We start from the raw sequence: 17,202 nt of genomic DNA, 5'->3' as shown, positions 1-17,202 counted from the left end.
TTCTCCAGTCGTTCGGATTTGGGTCAGGATTTGAGTGGCGGCGGAGCGGTTCGCCCGCGCTGCAATAGGGTGTCGACGGCGCCGCCCAGCGCGAGCAGCGGCAGCATCCAGACGTTGAGGATGGCGAGCAGCAGGTAGACGCCGCCGAGGATGGCGGGCCGGGCCGGCTTGTCCCGTGTCAGGGCGTGGAGCGCCCCGAGGCCTTGCAGGGCGAAGGCGGCAGCGAGGGCGCCGCACAGCGCCTGGGCGACGAAGGACACGAGACCGTCGCCGAGCAGCGCCAGCCCCACGCCGGCGACGAGCAGCGCCAGCGCGAAGCGCGGCATCAACGTGTCGCTGACCTGCGGCCAGGGCCGCGCCAGGCGCCCCGAGAGCGCGACGACCTTGCCCGCCAGCCACAGGTTGAAGGCCTGGATCGGCACGAAGAACATGGCGCTGATGATGGGGATGGCGGCGACGATGACCGCAATGACGTCGTCCTGGCTGACGCCCTCCGGCAAGTTGAGCGGGACGTCCGCACCGGCTTCGCCGCGCAGTGCTGCGTCGAGAATGCGACGCATGGCCTCGCGGTAGGCCGCCAGCGAACTGCCTTGGGCGAGCGGGACAAGGATGGTCACCACCGCGGCGATGGCGACGATCCACAGCAGCAGCCGGCCGGTGGGGTACCATTCGCTCTTGCCGTCGGGCATGGGCCGGCCGAGCATGGCAAGATAGCCGAGCCACCAGGCCGGCAGCCCCAGGCTGACGCCGTAGGCGAGGCCGGCGGACCAGCGGATCGCGACGGTGCTCACCGCAATGCCCACGCAGGCCGCGAGCAGGCCCGTGCGGTGGGGCCAGCCGACGGCGGCGATGAAGATGGGCAGCGGCGCGAAATAGGATAGCAGGACCCCGAGAGGGGTTCCCGTCGTCATCACGCCGAAGAGGAGTGCGGATACCAGGCCGCAGCCGATACCCACGCCGAGAGATGCCATCATCGTCCTGCTGTCCCGCTGCCGATGCAGGGTTAGGAGCCCCGTGCCCGCAATGTCGTGGGCGGGGGAGGCCCCAGCAATACCGGCGGCGGTGGCTGCCGCCGGCGACTGATTGAACATCGCCAGCCCGCGTGCGGGCCGACGATCAGGGCAGGAGCGCTTGGCGATTGGATGATCTCATCCAATTGCAGCGAGCCACTCCAGGCTGCGATCAGCCGATCACGTAAGGCAGCAGGCCGAGGAAGCGGGCGCGCTTGATCGCCTGGGCGAGCTCGCGCTGCTTCTTGGCCGAAACGGCCGTGATCCGGGATGGCACGATCTTGCCGCGCTCGGAAATATAGCGCGAGAGCAGGCGCGTGTCCTTGTAGTCGATCTTCGGCGCGTTCGGGCCCGAGAAGGGGCAGGTCTTGCGGCGACGGAAGAAGGGGCGACGGGGCGCAGCAGCCATGATCAGTTCTCCTCCGTCGTCTCGGTCGCAGCTTCCGCCTCGCGCGGGCGCTCACGGCGCGGACCGCGGTCGCCGAAGCGGTCGCCGCCGCGGTCCCCGCCGAAGCGGCCGCCGCCACCGAAGCCGCCGCCACGGTCGAAGCCATCGCGCTCGCGGCGCTCGTCACGATCGCGCTTCTGCATCATGGCCGAGGGGCCGTCTTCGTGGATCTCGACACGGATGGTCATGAAACGCAGGACATCCTCACTGATGCCCATCTGGCGCTCCATCTCGGCGATCGCCGCCGGAGGGGCCTCGATGTTGAGCAGCGTGAAATGCGCCTTGCGGTTCTTCTTGATGCGGTAGGCCAGCGACTTGACGCCCCACGGCTCGACCTTCCTGAAGGCGCCGCCACCGGCCTCGATCACACCCCGGTACTGCTCGACCAGGGCCTCGACTTGCTGGGCGGTCACATCTTGACGCGCCAGAAACACATGCTCGTAAAGCGGCATGGACAAAGGGCCTTTCTCAATCATGCGCTGCCCCGGCGCCAAGCCCTTCGAGCCTCTTTGACAAGGCCCGAGCATGGGATCGAAGGCGGGAACACGGGACAACGGGTTTGAGGCCCTGCGGCCGCGAGCGCGACCACCGTCCGTTCAGCCCCCGGCCGGAGCGAACGCGAAGGCGCGGTCGTTAACGGAAAAGGCGGCCGAATGCAAGGGTGTGTCGACAGAATCATCCTGCCGCTGGCGCCCGACGTGCGAGCGTGAAGCCACAGCGCGCCCCGCGCCGGATGAAGTGGCGCGAGTGGCTCGAGCCAGTGATTTTGACTCTTTGAGCGACCATGCCTCGACTTGAAAGCCCAAACCCGTCGCCGGGGCCCAAAACCGGTCACGATCTCAGTGCTGCCCCACTCGACCATTTCTGCGTTGGATGAGCTCGTCCAATGCAGAAATGGTCCAACTTTTTGAATCTGGAGCGCTTCTCGGCGATGGGGTGATTCCACCCGAGCGCGAAGGGCGCCAATGCGGTCCGCCGAACGGACTGGGGCTGCAGCGATTGCACTTAGCACGTTTACGGCGACAGACCGGGAAATGACATCCGGAAGTTGTATTCGCCGCCTCCGAGGAAGGAGAATGGGTGAACGGCGCAACTTTTTATTTCTGGAAACGATGCTAGTCTCTGAGTGGAGATGGCGCATGGGCTTGGTGGCTGGAGGCCCATTATGAGTTTGCACTACACCACGGTTCTGAGCGTCAGCGCGGCCATCGCGGTGACGCAGGGAGCCTTTCTGCTGCTCCTGTGGGGTTTGGACCGGCGCTCGCGCGCTCTGCGGTGGTGGGCTGCCGCGTTCCTGGCGATGGGGTGCGCGCTGGTGCTGGTGAGCGCGCACGGCAGCCTTCCGAGCTTCTTCTCGGTCTACGTCTCTGCACCGTTGATGATCCTGGCCTACGCGCTGGTCTGGCAAGCGACACGGTCGTTCGATGGTCGCCCGGTCAATCCATTGCTCCTGATCGCCCCGGCATTGCTGTGGCTCGGCCAAAGCGCACTTGACCCCAATGTCCTGTACTGGGCGGCGCTTTCACGCCGCCATCTGCTGGTGATCGCGATCATCGGTTACCTCGTCTTGGCGATCGTCGAGATCTGGCGCGGGCGATCGGATCGCCTGGGTTCGCGGTTGCTCCTGGCCCTGGCGCTGGGCGCGGCCGCGTTCAGCTTCGTCCTGCGGCTTCTATCCGTCGATCCCGGGACGGCCAGCCTGGCCGACCGGCCGGACTGGTCGCCGTGGTTGACCTTGCTGACGATGGTGTCGATGTCGGCCGCTGCCGCGCTCGCCCTGGCGCTCGCCAAGGAGCGCATGCAGCAGATGGAGTTTGCCCATATCTATCTCGATCCCGCCACGGGTGCGCTCAACCTTGGGTCCTTCCTCAGCCATGCCGCGCGCCTGGTGGCCGGCCAGATGAAGGACCGCAAGCCGGTGTCGCTGCTGCTCATGCATCTCGGCGACGAGTCCACGCGCGGCGGTGTGCACCGCAAGATCGACGACGACGATCTGCGCGCCTTCTACGATCAGGCAGTGACCCGCCTGCGCCCGACGGACCTGCTGGCCCGCGTCGGCGCGCAGAACTTTGCCCTGGTCGTGCCCAATGTTGGCCCGGCCCAGGCGCGGGAGATCGGAGAGCGGACGGTCAGGATGGCGCAGGAGTGGGCGGCGGCAACCGATCCGAGCCCGCTGACGATGACCGTCGGGGCGGTCTGTTCGTCGCAGGTCGGCTACGATCTGCGCTCGTTGATCCTGGCTGCCGATGCAGCGGTGGAAGAGGCCAAGGAGAATGGGCCGGGCAGCGTCTGCCTTTACAGAGCGCCACCGGCCGAGGCCGGCGTGCGCAAGCCGCCTCTCAGCCGCTGGCCCGAGACGGCGCCGATCCCCGTGTCGGTCCCCCCGGCGGACTTCCCACGCTGATCAGCCTTCCCGTACGGATCGGTCGAGATGGCCCGACCGGTTAGAGCATCTCCGCGTTTCTTCGAATCGCCGAAATGCTCTATCTGTTTGATTTGTCGCGTTTTCTTCACGCGAACCGGCGTCCACTTTGCTCGAAAACGCTCTAGCCCGGTTCAGCCGCGCAGGTGCGAGCCGAAGAAGGCCAGCGTGCGCTCCAGCGCATGGGCTGTGCTGGCTGCATCATAGCTCGCCCGCTCGTCGCAGTTGAACCCGTGGTCGGCAGCGTAGATGTGGATCTCGACCCGCTCCGGATATCGCTTGGCGAGGCCTTGCACATCGAGGATGGGGATATGCTTGTCGCGCTCGCCGAAATGCCCGAGCACGGGGCAGCGCGGCTCCTCCTGTGCCGCTGAGCCGATGCCGCCGCCGTAATAGACGACAGCGGCAGAGACGCCGCTGACCTTCGCCGCCGACAGCCAGCTCAGATAGCCGCCCCAGCAATAGCCGACGACGCCGACCGGCCCGGCGGCAGAAGCGACCTGCACGGCCGCCGCGATATCGAGCAACGCCTTGGCCGGATCGCTCTTGGCGCGCAAGTCCAGCGCAGGCTGCATGTCATCGGCGGTGTAGCCGAGCTCGGTGCCGGGTGACAGCCGGTCGTACAACGCCGGCGCGACGGCGAGGTAGCCGTTTCGGGCGAAGCCGTCGGCCACGTTGCGGATGTGGCCGTTGACCCCGAAGATCTCCTGGATGACCACGATGCCGCCCCGCGGGGCCGCTGCAGGCCCGACCTTGTAGGCGGAGAGGGTCGCTCCGTCTGCCGCGGTCAGCGTGATGGTCTCGCTCTTGATGCCTTGGGTCATCCTGCGCCTCAATGGTCTGGTGTTGCCGCACGGCGGCGATAATGGCATAGGCCGGTCTACGTCGCCCGCGCCCGAGGCGGTGGCCACCCCCGCCAGGGGCGCACAGGGGAGGCCGGTCATGCCCGCCGTGGCTGGCCGCAGTTCATGTCTTTGTTCCAGCGCCACCTTTTTGCGCGCTTGGTCCCCTTCGGCGGATCCTGCGCTGAGGACAACCGCATGCCGTTGCCGCTGCGCCTTGGGGTCAACATCGATCATGTCGCCACCGTGCGCAATGCGCGCGGCGGCCTGCATCCCGACCCGGTGCAGGCCGCGCACGTGGCTGTCGCCGCCGGCGCAGACGGCATCACCGCGCATCTGCGCGAGGATCGGCGCCATATTCGCGACGACGACGTCGTCCGCCTGATGGCGGAGCTGAACGTGCCGCTCAACCTGGAGGCGGCCGCCACCGCGGAAATGGTCGCGATCGCTACGCGGCTGAAGCCCCACGCAGTCTGCCTGGTGCCCGAACGCCGCCAAGAGCGGACCACCGAGGGCGGGCTCGACATCGTCGCTGCCGCCGTGCAGCTGAAGCCCGTCGTCGCCGAGCTCAAGGCCGCGGGCATTCGCGTGTCCTTGTTCGTCGAGGCGGATCGAAAGGTGATGGAGGTCGCGGCCGAGCTCGGCTCGCCTGTTGTCGAGCTGCATACCGGCGTCTACTGTGACCGCTTCAACGAGGGGGGGCACGAGGCCGCCTGCGCAGCCCTGGAGCGGCTGGGCGATGCGGCCGCCTACGGCCACGGGCTCGGCCTTGAAATCCATGCAGGGCATGGACTGACCACGGCCTCGGTCGGCCCCGTCGCTGCCCTTGCTCAGATCGCTGAACTCAATATCGGCCATTTCCTGATCGGCGAGGCCATCACCGTAGGGTTGCCGCAGGCGATGGCCGAGATGCGGCAAGCCATGGTCAGGGCGCGCAGCGGCGTGTGACTCATCCCTGCAACACTGCCCATGATTTATTCGCCTCGCTGCAAAAACGCGCATTCACGCTTTCCCCCGACATCGCGGGTCGCGTAGAACAGTCATGAGAGGCAAGCTCGCCAAGTATGCGTCCGCTTCGGCGCCAAATTGGCATGCGTTGCTGATGGATGGCGTGGGCGGCTGAGCGTCGAAGTGGGCGTCGGCGTCCTAGTGCGATGGTTTTGCTGTTTGTCGAAGGCGAGCATAAATCATAGCGCCACGGGATAGCTTGTAGTCGTTCGCCACGGGTGCCCTCGCCACTCCAGGCTGCGGTGTGGCGGCGTCGGCCGGTGTGATCGAGCCGTAGTGACAAGACGGCAGCGCGTGCCGCATGGTCATGGAGGTTATTCCGATAGGGCCGAGCAGCATAGGTGCAAGAATCGCGAGGACGTCGTCGACGGTTCAGGGCCGCGCCGGGCGATCGGTCGACAAGGTCTGCAAGCCCGACATCATCGCCAGATTGGTTTCGTTCTACAAGAAGCGATGCGTCAATTCTTTACGAATATCGTTTGCTCGGGCTCAATGCCATATAGTCGCGAGGCGAATCGAGCATTGATTCGCCGAGTCCACCGAACGGATGGCTAACGAAGGGGGCTTAGGATGGGTAACAGTATTGCGCGTAGCGCGGTCGCCGAATTCTTCGGGACATTCTGGTTGGTGTTCGGCGGCTGCGGCGCGGCTGTCCTGGCCGCCGCCTTTCCGGAGCTTGGCATCGGTTTCCTGGGTGTCGCGTTCGCCTTCGGTCTGACGGTGCTCACCATGGCCTACGCGGTCGGCCACATCTCCGGAGGCCACTTCAACCCGGCGGTGACCGTTGGCCTGTGGGCGGCCGGCCGCTGCCCCACCAAGAATGTCATTCCCTATATCATCGCTCAGGTCATCGCGGCCATTGCCGCCGCCGCTGTCCTCTATGCCATCGCCTCGGGCAAGGCGGGATGGGTGCCGGGCGGTTTCGCGTCGAATGGTTTCGGCGAGCTCAGCCCCGGCAAGTACAGCCTTGCCGCCTGTCTCCTGATCGAGGTCCTGCTGACCTTCTTCTTCCTCTTCATCATCATCGGCACCACATCTAAGGGGGCCGCGGTCGGCTTCGCGGGCATCCCGATCGGGCTTGCCCTGGTGCTCATTCATCTGATCTCGATCCCGGTGACGAACACCTCGGTCAATCCGGCGCGCAGCACCGGGCCGGCCCTGTTCGCCGGTGGCGAGTTCGTCTCGCAGCTCTGGCTGTTCTGGCTGGCACCGATCGTGGGCGCGCTGATCGCCGGGTTCGTGGCCCGCTGGCTCTACGAGCCGGCCGAGGGCTGAGGGGCGCCCCGCGCGGGGCGCAATCCGGGGCTGGGCGCAGGTCGCCCGGACCTATATGAAAGGGCAATCGGCGCCCGGCCGCTCGGCGGCCGGGCGCTTTCCTTTTCCGCCGGCCTACCGCCGCCGATCGCGATCGCCGTCGGCGGCTGGCTCGAGCGCATGGCCCGCATGATCCTCGGCATCGGTTCCGATCTCTGCGACATCACGAGGATCGAGCGCTCGCTCGCGCGCTTCGGCGATCGCTTCACACACCGCGTCTACACGCCGGGCGAACGGGCGCGCAGCGACAGGCGGGCAGCGCGGGCGGCGTCCTATGCGCGTCGCTTCGCGGCCAAGGAGGCCTGCGCCAAGGCGCTCGGCACCGGGCTGCGGCTCGGCGTCTTCTGGCGCGACATGGAGGTCGTCAACATGCCCGGCGGTCGGCCGACGATGCGGCTGACCGGCGGGGCGCTGGCGCGCCTGGCGGACCTGGTGCCGGAGGGCCACGAGCCCGTCATCCATGTGTCGCTGACCGACGACCCACCGATGGCACTGGCATTTGTGATTATCGAGGCGCGTCCAGCCGCCCCGAGCCTGCCGCGGTGACGCCGCATTTGCCGTGGAGACAGCCTGCGACGCGGCGCCGGCTCGGCCGGTGCGACCCTGCCGCGTCCGAGGCGAGCATTGCGGGCCTGCACACCATACGGTACAGCAATCGGATCGGATCCCCGCCCGCGGCAGCGGATGGGGATTTCAAGTCATTGGTTCGAGGCGGTTTTCTCGCTGAGCGGCGCTGTCACCACGAGCCGCACACCACCAGACCGACGAGCCGGCCCGCCGCCGGAGATGGAAGGCCAACGCCATGGCACGCACCGAGGCTGACGGGAAGCGCAAGGACACCTCGGAAGGCAGCATCTACGAGACCATCAAGGTCATCGTCCAGGCGCTGCTCATCGCGCTCGTCGTCCGCACGTTGTTGTTTCAGCCGTTCAACATTCCGTCCGGCTCGCTCATTCCGACGCTGCTGATCGGCGACTACCTGTTCGTGTCGAAATACGCCTACGGCTACTCCAAGCATTCGATCCCGTTCAGCCCGCCGCTGTTCAACGGACGCATCTTCGCTTCGCCGCCCAAGCGTGGCGACATTGCCGTGTTCAAGCTGCCCAAGGACAACTCGACCGACTACATCAAGCGGGTGATCGGCCTGCCGGGCGACCGCATTCAGGTGCGTGAAGGTCTCCTCTATATCAACGACAAGCCGGTGAAGCGGGAGCGGATCCAGGACTATCAGACCAACGATTCCTGGGGACGGCAGGTGCAGGTGCCACAATATATGGAGACGCTGCCCAACGGCGTGAGCCACGTCGTCATCGAGCGCGACGGCGACAAGGGCTATTGGGACAACACCTACGTCTACCAGGTGCCGGCGAACCACTACTTCATGATGGGCGACAACCGCGACAATTCCACCGACAGCCGCGACGAGGCCTCGGTCGGCTACGTGCCGTTCGAGAACTTCGTCGGCCGCGCCGAGATCGTCTTCTTCTCGATCGATGAGAACGCGTCTGCCTGGAAGGTGTGGGAGTGGCCGTGGACGGTCCGCTGGGACCGCATCTTCACGCGCGTGAAGTAGAGCATGCACGGTGGCCCATCGCAAACACGACCTGGCGGCCCTGGAGGGCGCGATAGGCCATCGATTTGCTGACCGCGCGCTGCTGGAGCGGGCATTGACCCACGTCAGCGCCGTGGGCGGCGAACGAATCGGATCCTATCAGCGGTTGGAGTTCCTGGGCGACCGCGTGCTCGGGCTCGCCATCTGCGATATGCTGTTCAAGACGTTCCCGGGGGCGGAGGAGGGCGAGCTGTCGCGCCGTCTCGCCGAGCTGGTGCGCCGGGAGACCTGCGCCGAGGTGGCGCGGGACTGGGGCGTGCCGCCATATCTGCGTCTGGCGTCGGGCGGTGCCTTCCCCAGGGCGCGCCAGAACGTCTCGTTGTTGGCTGACGTGTGTGAGGCGATCGTGGGCGCCGTGTTCGTGGATACGGGTTATCCGGCGGCCAGGGGCGTGATCGAGCGCGCCTACTCCGAACGGATGCGCGCGCCCCGCGGCCCGCTGCAGGATGCCAAGACGGCATTGCAGGAATGGGCGCACGCGCAGGGGCTGCCCAATCCCAGCTATGAGATGCTGGCAAGCTCGGGCCCCGACCACGCGCCGGTTTTTCGCATCGCGGCCGTGGTCGACGGCTTTGCGCCGGGGGAAGGAGAGGGGCCATCCAAACGCCAGGCGGAGCAAGCGGCGGCCGAGTGCTTCCTGGTGCGGGAAGGTGTGCGGGCCGAGCAGGATACGACGGCATGAGCGGTAGCCAGGACTTCTTGCCAGAGCAGACGCGTTGCGGCTTCGTCGCCCTGGTCGGCGCTCCGAACGCCGGCAAGTCGACGTTGCTCAATGCGATGGTCGGCGCCAAGGTGTCGATCGTCTCGCGCAAGGTGCAGACGACGCGCGTCATCGTCCGCGGCATCGCGCTGGCGGGCGCCGCGCAGATCGTCTTCGTCGACACGCCGGGAATCTTCTCGCCCAAGCGCCGGCTCGACCGGGCCATGGTGGCGTCCGCCTGGGGTGGCGCCACCGATGCCGACCTGATCTGCCTGCTCGTCGACGCCCGCAAGGGCATCGACGACGAGACGGGCGCCATCCTCGATCGCCTCAGCGAACTGCGGCAACCCAAGTTCCTGCTGCTCAACAAGATCGACACGGTGGCGCGATCGGGGCTGCTGGCGCTGGCCGCTGCGGCGAACGACCGGGTGGCGTTCGAGCGGACCTTCATGATCGCGGCGATCAATGGCGACGGCGTCGACGATCTGAAGGCGGCGCTGGCCGAGCGCATGCCCCAGGGCCCGTGGCACTATCCCGAAGACCAGGTGTCCGATGCGCCTCTGCGTCAGCTCGCCGCCGAGATTACGCGCGAGAAGATGTTCGAGCGCCTGCACGATGAACTCCCCTACGCCTCCACGGTCGAGACCGACCTTTGGAAGGAGCAGAAGGACGGCTCTGTCCGCATCGAGCAGACGATCTTCGTGGAGCGCGAGTCGCAGCGCAAGATCGTGCTTGGCAAGGCGGGCCAGACCATCAAGGCGATCGGCGCGGCCGCGCGGGCCGACATCGCCGAAGCGGCCGAGGCGAAGGTTCACCTGTTCCTGTTCGTCAAGGTCCGAGAGAACTGGGGGGACGATCCGGCGCGATACCGCGAGATGGGGCTGGATTTTCCGCGGGGATGACGGCCGGTAGGACGGCGCACGCGCACCCCGTTGCCGTCCCCTGCCGATGCCGATCCCACATACAATTCTCGGCCCGCATGCTCTAAGATGACCACCGTGATTTTCGAGATCCGAGCCTGGGGCCCGGTCGCGTCAGCGCGAGGCGGCCGATGAGTGACGACGCGCCCGAAACGGCGGTCGACGAGCGGCCGCGGGTGAGGGGTGGGAATCGCGTCCCGTCGGTGCAGCGCGAGCACCTCGTCGAGCGCCTGTCGGCCGTCGCCGCGGGCGATCGGGCGGCGCTCGGCGACGTCTATCGCATGACAGCGGCGAAACTATTCGGCGTTTGCATCCGTATCTTAGGAAACCGTGCGGAGGCCGAGGACGTCCTTCAGGAGGTCTATCTGACCGTCTGGCACAAGGCGGGTACGTTTGACCCTGCCCGCGCAAGCCCGATTACCTGGCTGGCAACCATCGCACGCAATCGGGCGATCGACCGGCTCCGCACCAGCTCCGGCCGCCCCCGCTCCGAGCCGATCGATGAGGTCATGCACCTGAGCGATCCGGCTCCCGATGCGCTATCGGGGATCGAAGCGGCAGACGAGAACAGGCAGCTGATGGAATGCCTGGAGGAGTTGGACCAGAAGCAGGCGCATGTCATTCGCACCGCCTTCCTCGAAGGCGTCACCTATGAGGCCTTGGCCGAGCGCACGGGCGCGCCTCTCGGAACCGTGAAGAGCTGGGTGCGGCGGGGCCTGCTCAAATTGAGATCGTGCCTGGAACGATGACCAGCGACGTGGAATCTCATCCGGCCGACGACGATCTGCTCGCTGCGGAATACGCCCTCGGCGTGCTCGACGCGCCCGATCGTCGCCGCGTGGAGGCCAGGGCTGCGATGGACGTGGCCTTTGCCCACGATGTCGACGCGTGGGCAGAGCGGCTTGCCCCTTTGGCCCTTGCCGTACCCGTCGTCGAACCGCCGAGCCGCGTCTGGTCGCGCATCGAGGCGGCGCTGCCGGCGACACCCGCCGACGCTTCGAGCGCGCCGCCAACGCGCGCCGTCGCGCAGTCCGCCGCCCCCCAGCGGCAGGGGGCGCTCTGGTCCAGCCTGGCATTCTGGCGCTGGCTGAGCTTCGGCTCGATGGGCACGGCGTTCGCGAGCATCATCGCCGCGACCTTCATTGTGGAGAACGCGGTCGAGCCGCTGTTTGCGACCTTGGTGCCGCTGGGCGGCGGCCCATCGTTGGTTGCAGCAGCGCATACGGGGAAGGGCCAGCTGGTGATCTCGCCTGCCGGATCTGCCGCCGACCATCGTGTGCCCCAGCTCTGGCTGATCGCGCCGGGAGAGCTGCCGCGATCGCTGGGCCGGCTCGATTCCTCACGCCCCACGCGGGTCGCCATCCCCAAGGACATCCGGCGCGAGCTGGTCGAGCGTTCGCACCTCGCCATCACGCTCGAGCCGCCCAGCGGGGCGCCCGGCAACCAGCCGAGCGGTCCCGTTGTCGCGCGAGGTCAGTTCGAGAGGCTGTCGCACTGAGCCCGATTCTGCGGGCGCCGTCGCCGGTGCTCTGCCGAGCCGAATCGGCGCGTTCGGCAGGGATGGGGCCGGGCAACAGCGCGCGTGCCGCCGCGGCCGCGAGCGGTGACATCTGGCGGTTCGCTCACGAGGCTGTGACGACGGTGCATCGGCTTGCAGAGATCCAATCGCCGGTCGCGCCGTAGTCCCTGGTGTACCTCCTCAAGCGAGGTCCATTCCAGGAGCACAACCCATGTCCAGGACAGCAATCCGTCTCGGCACAGCCCTGCTGGCGACCGTGAGCGTGATCTCTTTGGCACCGAGCGCCTTCAGCGAGGCTGCCAAGACCACTGGGAAGACCGCTGAGAAAACCGTGATGGTCGGCGGCGCACCGATGTACCCGAGCAAGACCATCATCGAGAACGCCGTCAACTCGAAGGACCACACCACCCTCGTTGCCGCCGTGAAGGCCGCGGGCCTCGTGAATACCCTGTCCGGGCGGGGGCCCTTCACCGTATTTGCGCCGACCAACGCCGCTTTCGCCAAGCTGCCGCCAGGCACCGTCGACAGCCTCGTGAGGCCCGAGAACAAGGCGACGCTGACGGCCGTGCTGACCTATCACGTGGTCCCCGGCCGGCTGACGGCCAAGGACCTGGCCGCCGCGATCGACAAGGGCGAAGGCAAGGCTGTGCTCAAGACGGCCCAGGGCGAGACCCTGAGCGCGACGATGAAGGACAAGTGGATCGTCGTCACCGACGCGAAGGGCGGCACGTCGACCGTCGCCATCGCTGACGTCATGCAGTCCAACGGCGTCATTCATGTGGTCGACCGGGTGCTGATGCCCTGACGGGCCGTCCCACGACACCTGGCGGGAGGGGCCCGTCCGGCGGATCGCTTCCCCTCCGCCCGACGCTCGGACAGGGCCGGCTTGCGGATGCCGGCTCGGATCGGCGCCTCCGCGGCCGACGCGGAAGGCGGCTTTTGACAACCGGCGCCGCCTCGGCATTGTCGTGTCATGCACTGGTCGGACGAAGGCTTCGTTCTGGGCGTCAGGCGCCACGGCGAAGGAAGCGTGATCCTCGAGGCGATGACGCGCGCCCACGGGCGTCATCTGGGCCTCGTCCGCGGCGGCCGCTCCAGTCGCCACCAGCCCCTGCTGCAACCGGGTAATTCCGTCGCGCTCAACTGGCGGGCGCGTCTCGACGAGCATCTGGGCAGCTTCCAGGTGGAGGGCCTGACGCTTCGCGCCGCCCGCTACATGCCGTCGGCGCTGGCGCTCAACGTGCTCGGCAGCGTTGCCGCATTGGCCCGGATGCTGCCTGAGCGCGACCCCCATCCGGCCGTCTTCGAGCAGCTTGTCCTGTTGGCCGAGCACATGGACGATGCGGACCTGGCGCCAGCGCTCATGGTGCGGCTCGAGCTCTCCATGCTGGCCGAGCTGGGCTTCGGCCTCGATCTGGAACGCTGCGTGGCCACCGGCGTCACTGACGATCTGGTTTACGTGTCGCCCCGATCCGGCCGCGCCGTCTCGGCCGGCGCCGGCGCGCCCTACCATCGCAAGCTGCTCGCGCTCCCTCCATTCCTGCGCGCCGGGTTCACCTCCGGAGCGCCCGACGCTGCCCAGGTGCTGGCTGGCTTTGCCATCACCGGCCACTTCCTGCTGCGCCATGTCTACGAGCCTCGCGGCGTGGCGCCGCCCGACGGACGGGCGCGCGTGGTCGAGATCGTGCGCTCGCGGGCCGCCGGGCCCCCAACATCACCGACGGCGGGGGGCCCTCCGCCGAACGGGCAACAAGCAGGGTGACCGGACGGCAGGCCGCGTGCCAGATGTCGCGTGACACGGCCACGGGGAGGAGACGAACCCATGAATGCGCCCTTTGCGGCGAGCCCGGGTGCGCGTGAGGCCCCGGGGGAGTTTCGTCACGGCTGGCCCGTCGTTGCCGCCTGCTTTGTCCTCGCCGTCTTCAGTTGGGGCTTTGGTTTCTATGGCCAGGCCGTCTATCTGGCCGAACTCCAGCGCATCAACAACTGGTCCACGTCGCTCGTCGCGACGGCCACGACGGCCTACTATCTGTTCGGCGCCGGCTGGCTCGCCATCGTCCCAAAGCTGTTCCGCCAGTTCGACATCCGGCTGGTGCTGGGCGGCGGCGCCGCGGCGCTCGGCGCCGGCGCGATCGCCATGTCGGCGGCGACGCAGCCGTGGCAGTTGTTCGCCGCCAGCGTGGTGCTGGGCTTCGGCTGGGCCTGCACCAGCTCGACGGCGATCGCCACCACCCTGGCCCGCTGGTTCGATCGCAAGCGGGGGCTCGCCATCAGCCTGGCTCTCAACGGCGCCAGCTTCTCCGGCCTGAGCGTCGCGCCTGCACTTGTCTTCCTGAGCGCCCGCGTCGGGCTGGAGGCGGCGGTGGCCGTGCTTGCGGCGGCCCTGTTTGTGGTCCTGGTGCCGCTGCTGCTCGCCGCCCTCAGGCCGCCGGCCATGCCGCTTGCCGCATCTGGCTCCGGCGACGATCGCGGCCGCGCCGGCGCCGCTCCGGCCGGCCCGGGCATGACGTCGGCGCAAGCGCTCCGTTCGCTGCATTTCTGGTCGCTCGCCGTGCCCTTCGCGCTCGGCCTGGCGGCGCAAGCCGGTTACCTGATGCATCAGGTGGCCATCCTGCTGCCGACGCTGGAGGCTGCAGGAACCAGTCTGGCGCTGATCCTGGGCAGCGCCGCGGCCATCTGCGGCCGGCTGGGGCTCGGCCTGGTGATCGACCGGCTGGACCAGCGTCTGGTCACCGCGATGTCCCTGGTGAGCCAGGCCGCGGCGCTGGCCGCCATCGCCCTGTGGCCGCAGACGCCCCTGGTACTTTACGGCGGGGTCATCCTGTTCGGGCTGTCGGTCGGCAATCTCATCACCTTGCCGGCGCTGATCGTGCAGCGCGAGTTCGCCCCCGCCGCGTTTGGGCTGATCGTCGGGTTATCCACGGCGATCGGCCAACTGGTCTATGCCTTCGCTCCGGCCCTGCTGGGCTATGTGCACGACCTCTTCGGTGGCTACGGCACCGCCCTCGCGCTGTGCATCGCCCTCGAGCTGGCCGGCGCCGCGGGCATCCTGTGGCGCGGCGGCACGCGGGGTGAGAGAACTGCTCGATAGCCGTTGACGGCAGGCGTTGCGTCCTTGCTCCGACGCCGGACGTTCGCTAGTTGTTCTGCATGGTTAAGGTGATCGATCCGCCGCCGGAGAACGGCATCGAGAATGTCGAGCTGAAGGACGCGCTGGAGCGGCGCTACCTCGACTATGCCCTGTCGACGATCATGCACCGGGCGTTGCCCGATGCCCGCGACGGCCTGAAGCCGGTGCATCGCCGCATTCTCTACGGGATGCGGCTGCTGCGGCTGGATCCCGGCACCCCGTTCAAGAAATCGGCCAAGGTCGTCGGCGACGTGATGGGATCGTTCCATCCGCACGGCGATACGGCGATCTACGACGCCCTGGTGCGCCTGGCGCAGGACTTCTCGTCGCGCTACCCGTTGGTCGAGGGCCAGGGCAACTTCGGCAACATCGACGGCGACGGACCCGCCGCGCACCGTTACACCGAGGCGCGGCTGACCGAGGTCGCCCGACTGCTGCTGACGGGCATCGACAACGATACGGTTGATTTCCGGCCAACCTACGACGGCTCGGACGAGGAGCCGACGGTGCTGCCGGCGGCGTTTCCAAATCTGCTGGCCAATGGCGCGCAGGGCATCGCCGTGGGCATGGCGACCTCGATCCCGCCGCACAACGTGGCCGAGCTTTGCGACGCGTCGCTCTATCTGATCACCCACCCCAAGGCCACGTCGGAGCAGTTGCTCAACTTCGTCAAGGGGCCGGATTTCCCGACCGGCGGCATCATCGTCGATGGACCGACGACCATCGCCGAGGCCTATCGCACGGGCCGCGGCGGCTTCCGGGTGCGGGCCCGATGGCATCGCGAGGACACCGGCCGCGGCACCTGGGTCGCCGTGGTCACCGAAATTCCCTACATGGTGCCGAAGGGTCGGCTGATCGAGAAGATCGCCGATCTGCTGAACGAGAAGAAGCTGCCGCTGGTCGCCGACGTCCGCGATGAATCGGCGGCCGACGTGCGTATCGTGTTCGAGCCCCGCTCGCGCACCGTCGACGACGCGGTGATGATGGAAAGCCTGTTCCGGCTGACCGAGCTGGAAAGCCGCATCCCGCTCAATCTCAACGTGCTCACCGCCGGCCGCGTCCCGCGTGTGCTGGGCCTTGCCGAGGCGCTGCGCGAGTGGGTCGACCATCGTCGCGACGTTCTCCAGCGCGGCGCCAACCACCGACTCGGCGTCATCGGGCGGCGCCTGGAGGTGCTCGGCGGGCTCCTGATCGTCTACCTCGATCTGGACCGGGTGATCCGCATCATTCGGGAGGAGGACGAGCCGAAGGGGGAGCTGATGCGCGCCTTCGAGCTCACCGAGATCCAGGCCAACGCGATTCTCGACACCCGCCTGCGCGCCCTGCGCAAGCTCGAAGAGATGGAACTCAAGCGCGAGCAGAGCGGGCTCATTGCGGAGAAGGACGAGTTGCTGGCGCTGATCGGCTCGGAGCGGGCTCAGTGGAACAAGGTCTCGGCCGAGATCCGCGACCTGCGCAAAACGTTCGGGCCGGCGACTGCGCTCGGCAAGCGGCGTACCGACTACGCCGAGGCCCCGGAGGCCGCCGCGCTGGACCTGGCCGAGGCCATGGTCGAGCGCGAGCCGATCACCGTGGTGGTGTCCGAGAAGGGCTGGATCCGGGCGCTCAAGGGCCACGTCGCCGACACCGGCGCTCTCCAGTTCAAGGGCGACGACCGGCTCGCCATCGCCTTTCCTACCGAGACCACCGCCAAGATCCTCGTCGTCGCCGGCAACGGCAAGATCTTCACCCTGGACGCCGCCAAGCTGCCGGGCGGACGCGGCTTCGGGGACCCGATCCGCATCATGGTCGATATCGACGAGGGGGCCGAGGTGGTCGCCACCTTCCCCTATCGTCCGGGCGAGAAGCTGCTGCTGTCCACCACGGACGGGCGCGGCTTCGTGGCGCCGGCGGACGACATCGTCGCCAACACCCGAAAGGGCAAGCAGGTGCTGGTAGTCGATGCACCGGCCAAGCTTGCGCTGTGCGTTCCGGCCGAAGGCGACCACGTCGCCATCGTCGGTCAGAATCGCAAGCTGGTGATCTTTCCGACGGTACAGATGCCGGAGATGTCGCGCGGCAAGGGCGTGCGGCTCCAGCGCTACCGGGACGGGGGCGTCAGCGATGCGAAGGTGTTCAATCTCGCCGACGGACTGACGTGGAAGGATACCTCCGGCCGCACCTGGACCGTTATCGCCACCGATCTGACCGAGTGGATCGGCAACCGGGCGGAGGCTGGCCGGCTGCCACCGAAGGGCTTCCCTCGCAACAACAAGTTCGGCTGACGCGTTGACCGGC

17 protein-coding genes are annotated in these 17,202 nt (G+C 67.6%); 13 read left to right on the top strand and 4 right to left on the bottom strand.

Annotated features, from left to right (window positions below; translation table 11 throughout):
- Positions 1 to 23: 23 nt before the first annotated feature.
- The 3 genes from IEW34_RS17735 to rpsF all read right to left on the bottom strand — a co-directional run bounded on the left by IEW34_RS17735 (position 24) and on the right by rpsF (position 1,910).
- On the bottom strand, positions 24 to 974 hold the full coding sequence (locus IEW34_RS17735; protein ID WP_188610546.1) for a DUF2232 domain-containing protein: 951 nt from the start codon (positions 972 to 974) through the stop codon (positions 24 to 26).
- A 208-nt stretch (positions 975 to 1,182) separates the two neighbouring features.
- On the bottom strand, positions 1,183 to 1,425 hold the full coding sequence (gene rpsR / locus IEW34_RS17730) for a 30S ribosomal protein S18 (protein ID WP_188610746.1): 243 nt from the start codon (positions 1,423 to 1,425) through the stop codon (positions 1,183 to 1,185).
- The gene (gene rpsF / locus IEW34_RS17725; RefSeq protein ID WP_188610745.1) at positions 1,422 to 1,910 is read right to left on the bottom strand and encodes a 30S ribosomal protein S6; all 489 of its coding nucleotides are present in this window, start codon (positions 1,908 to 1,910) and stop codon (positions 1,422 to 1,424) included. Before rpsF ends, rpsR begins: the two co-directional genes overlap by 4 nt.
- Before the next feature lie 713 nt (positions 1,911 to 2,623).
- On the opposite strand from rpsF, the gene IEW34_RS17720 reads away from it, so the two are divergent.
- Positions 2,624 to 3,862 (top strand): diguanylate cyclase domain-containing protein, encoded by a 1,239-nt coding sequence (locus IEW34_RS17720; RefSeq protein ID WP_188610545.1) that lies wholly within the window; start codon positions 2,624 to 2,626, stop codon positions 3,860 to 3,862.
- A gap of 152 nt (positions 3,863 to 4,014) precedes the next feature.
- On the opposite strand, the gene IEW34_RS17715 is transcribed toward IEW34_RS17720, so the two are convergent.
- Positions 4,015 to 4,704, bottom strand: coding sequence for a dienelactone hydrolase family protein (locus IEW34_RS17715; protein WP_188610544.1), 690 nt, complete (start codon positions 4,702 to 4,704; stop codon positions 4,015 to 4,017).
- A 216-nt stretch (positions 4,705 to 4,920) separates the two neighbouring features.
- Between IEW34_RS17715 and IEW34_RS17710 the strand changes: the two genes are divergently transcribed.
- The 12 genes from IEW34_RS17710 (at position 4,921) to parC (ending at position 17,189) form a co-directional block, all read left to right on the top strand.
- A complete protein-coding gene (locus tag IEW34_RS17710) occupies positions 4,921 to 5,670 on the top strand; it encodes a pyridoxine 5'-phosphate synthase (protein ID WP_188610543.1) in 750 nt (249 codons plus the stop codon).
- 630 nt (positions 5,671 to 6,300) lie between these two features.
- On the top strand, positions 6,301 to 7,005 hold the full coding sequence (gene aqpZ / locus IEW34_RS17705) for an aquaporin Z (RefSeq protein WP_188610542.1): 705 nt from the start codon (positions 6,301 to 6,303) through the stop codon (positions 7,003 to 7,005).
- A 168-nt stretch (positions 7,006 to 7,173) separates the two neighbouring features.
- Positions 7,174 to 7,590, top strand: a complete 417-nt coding sequence (acpS, locus tag IEW34_RS17700; protein ID WP_188610744.1) for a holo-ACP synthase — start codon at positions 7,174 to 7,176, stop codon at positions 7,588 to 7,590.
- 256 nt (positions 7,591 to 7,846) lie between these two features.
- The gene (lepB, locus tag IEW34_RS17695) at positions 7,847 to 8,617 is read left to right on the top strand and encodes a signal peptidase I (RefSeq protein WP_188610541.1); all 771 of its coding nucleotides are present in this window, start codon (positions 7,847 to 7,849) and stop codon (positions 8,615 to 8,617) included.
- 10 nt (positions 8,618 to 8,627) lie between these two features.
- Complete coding sequence (gene rnc, locus IEW34_RS17690) at positions 8,628 to 9,338, top strand: ribonuclease III (RefSeq protein ID WP_188610540.1); 711 nt, start codon at positions 8,628 to 8,630, stop codon at positions 9,336 to 9,338.
- Entirely contained in the window at positions 9,335 to 10,258 is a 924-nt protein-coding gene (gene era / locus IEW34_RS17685; protein WP_188610539.1) for a GTPase Era, read from the top strand. The genes rnc and era overlap by 4 nt, the downstream gene beginning before the upstream one ends.
- Positions 10,259 to 10,407: 149 nt before the next feature.
- Positions 10,408 to 11,025 (top strand): sigma-70 family RNA polymerase sigma factor, encoded by a 618-nt coding sequence (locus tag IEW34_RS17680; protein ID WP_188610538.1) that lies wholly within the window; start codon positions 10,408 to 10,410, stop codon positions 11,023 to 11,025.
- On the top strand, positions 11,022 to 11,774 hold the full coding sequence (locus IEW34_RS17675; RefSeq protein WP_188610537.1) for an anti-sigma factor: 753 nt from the start codon (positions 11,022 to 11,024) through the stop codon (positions 11,772 to 11,774). Before IEW34_RS17680 ends, IEW34_RS17675 begins: the two co-directional genes overlap by 4 nt.
- A gap of 232 nt (positions 11,775 to 12,006) precedes the next feature.
- Entirely contained in the window at positions 12,007 to 12,600 is a 594-nt protein-coding gene (locus IEW34_RS17670) for a fasciclin domain-containing protein (protein WP_188610536.1), read from the top strand.
- A 168-nt stretch (positions 12,601 to 12,768) separates the two neighbouring features.
- Positions 12,769 to 13,557 (top strand): DNA repair protein RecO, encoded by a 789-nt coding sequence (recO, locus tag IEW34_RS17665; protein ID WP_188610535.1) that lies wholly within the window; start codon positions 12,769 to 12,771, stop codon positions 13,555 to 13,557.
- A gap of 60 nt (positions 13,558 to 13,617) precedes the next feature.
- A complete protein-coding gene (locus IEW34_RS17660; RefSeq protein ID WP_188610534.1) occupies positions 13,618 to 14,886 on the top strand; it encodes an MFS transporter in 1,269 nt (422 codons plus the stop codon).
- A 59-nt stretch (positions 14,887 to 14,945) separates the two neighbouring features.
- Complete coding sequence (gene parC / locus IEW34_RS17655) at positions 14,946 to 17,189, top strand: DNA topoisomerase IV subunit A (protein WP_188610533.1); 2,244 nt, start codon at positions 14,946 to 14,948, stop codon at positions 17,187 to 17,189.
- Positions 17,190 to 17,202 lie beyond the last annotated feature (13 nt).

It is taken from the genome of Chelatococcus reniformis, assembly GCF_014640075.1.
In the GTDB taxonomy this organism is placed as follows: Bacteria; Pseudomonadota; Alphaproteobacteria; order Rhizobiales; family Beijerinckiaceae; genus Camelimonas; species Camelimonas reniformis.
The sequence above is the reverse complement of the archived record's forward strand: the minus strand, read 5'-3'. Positions and strand labels throughout refer to the sequence as shown.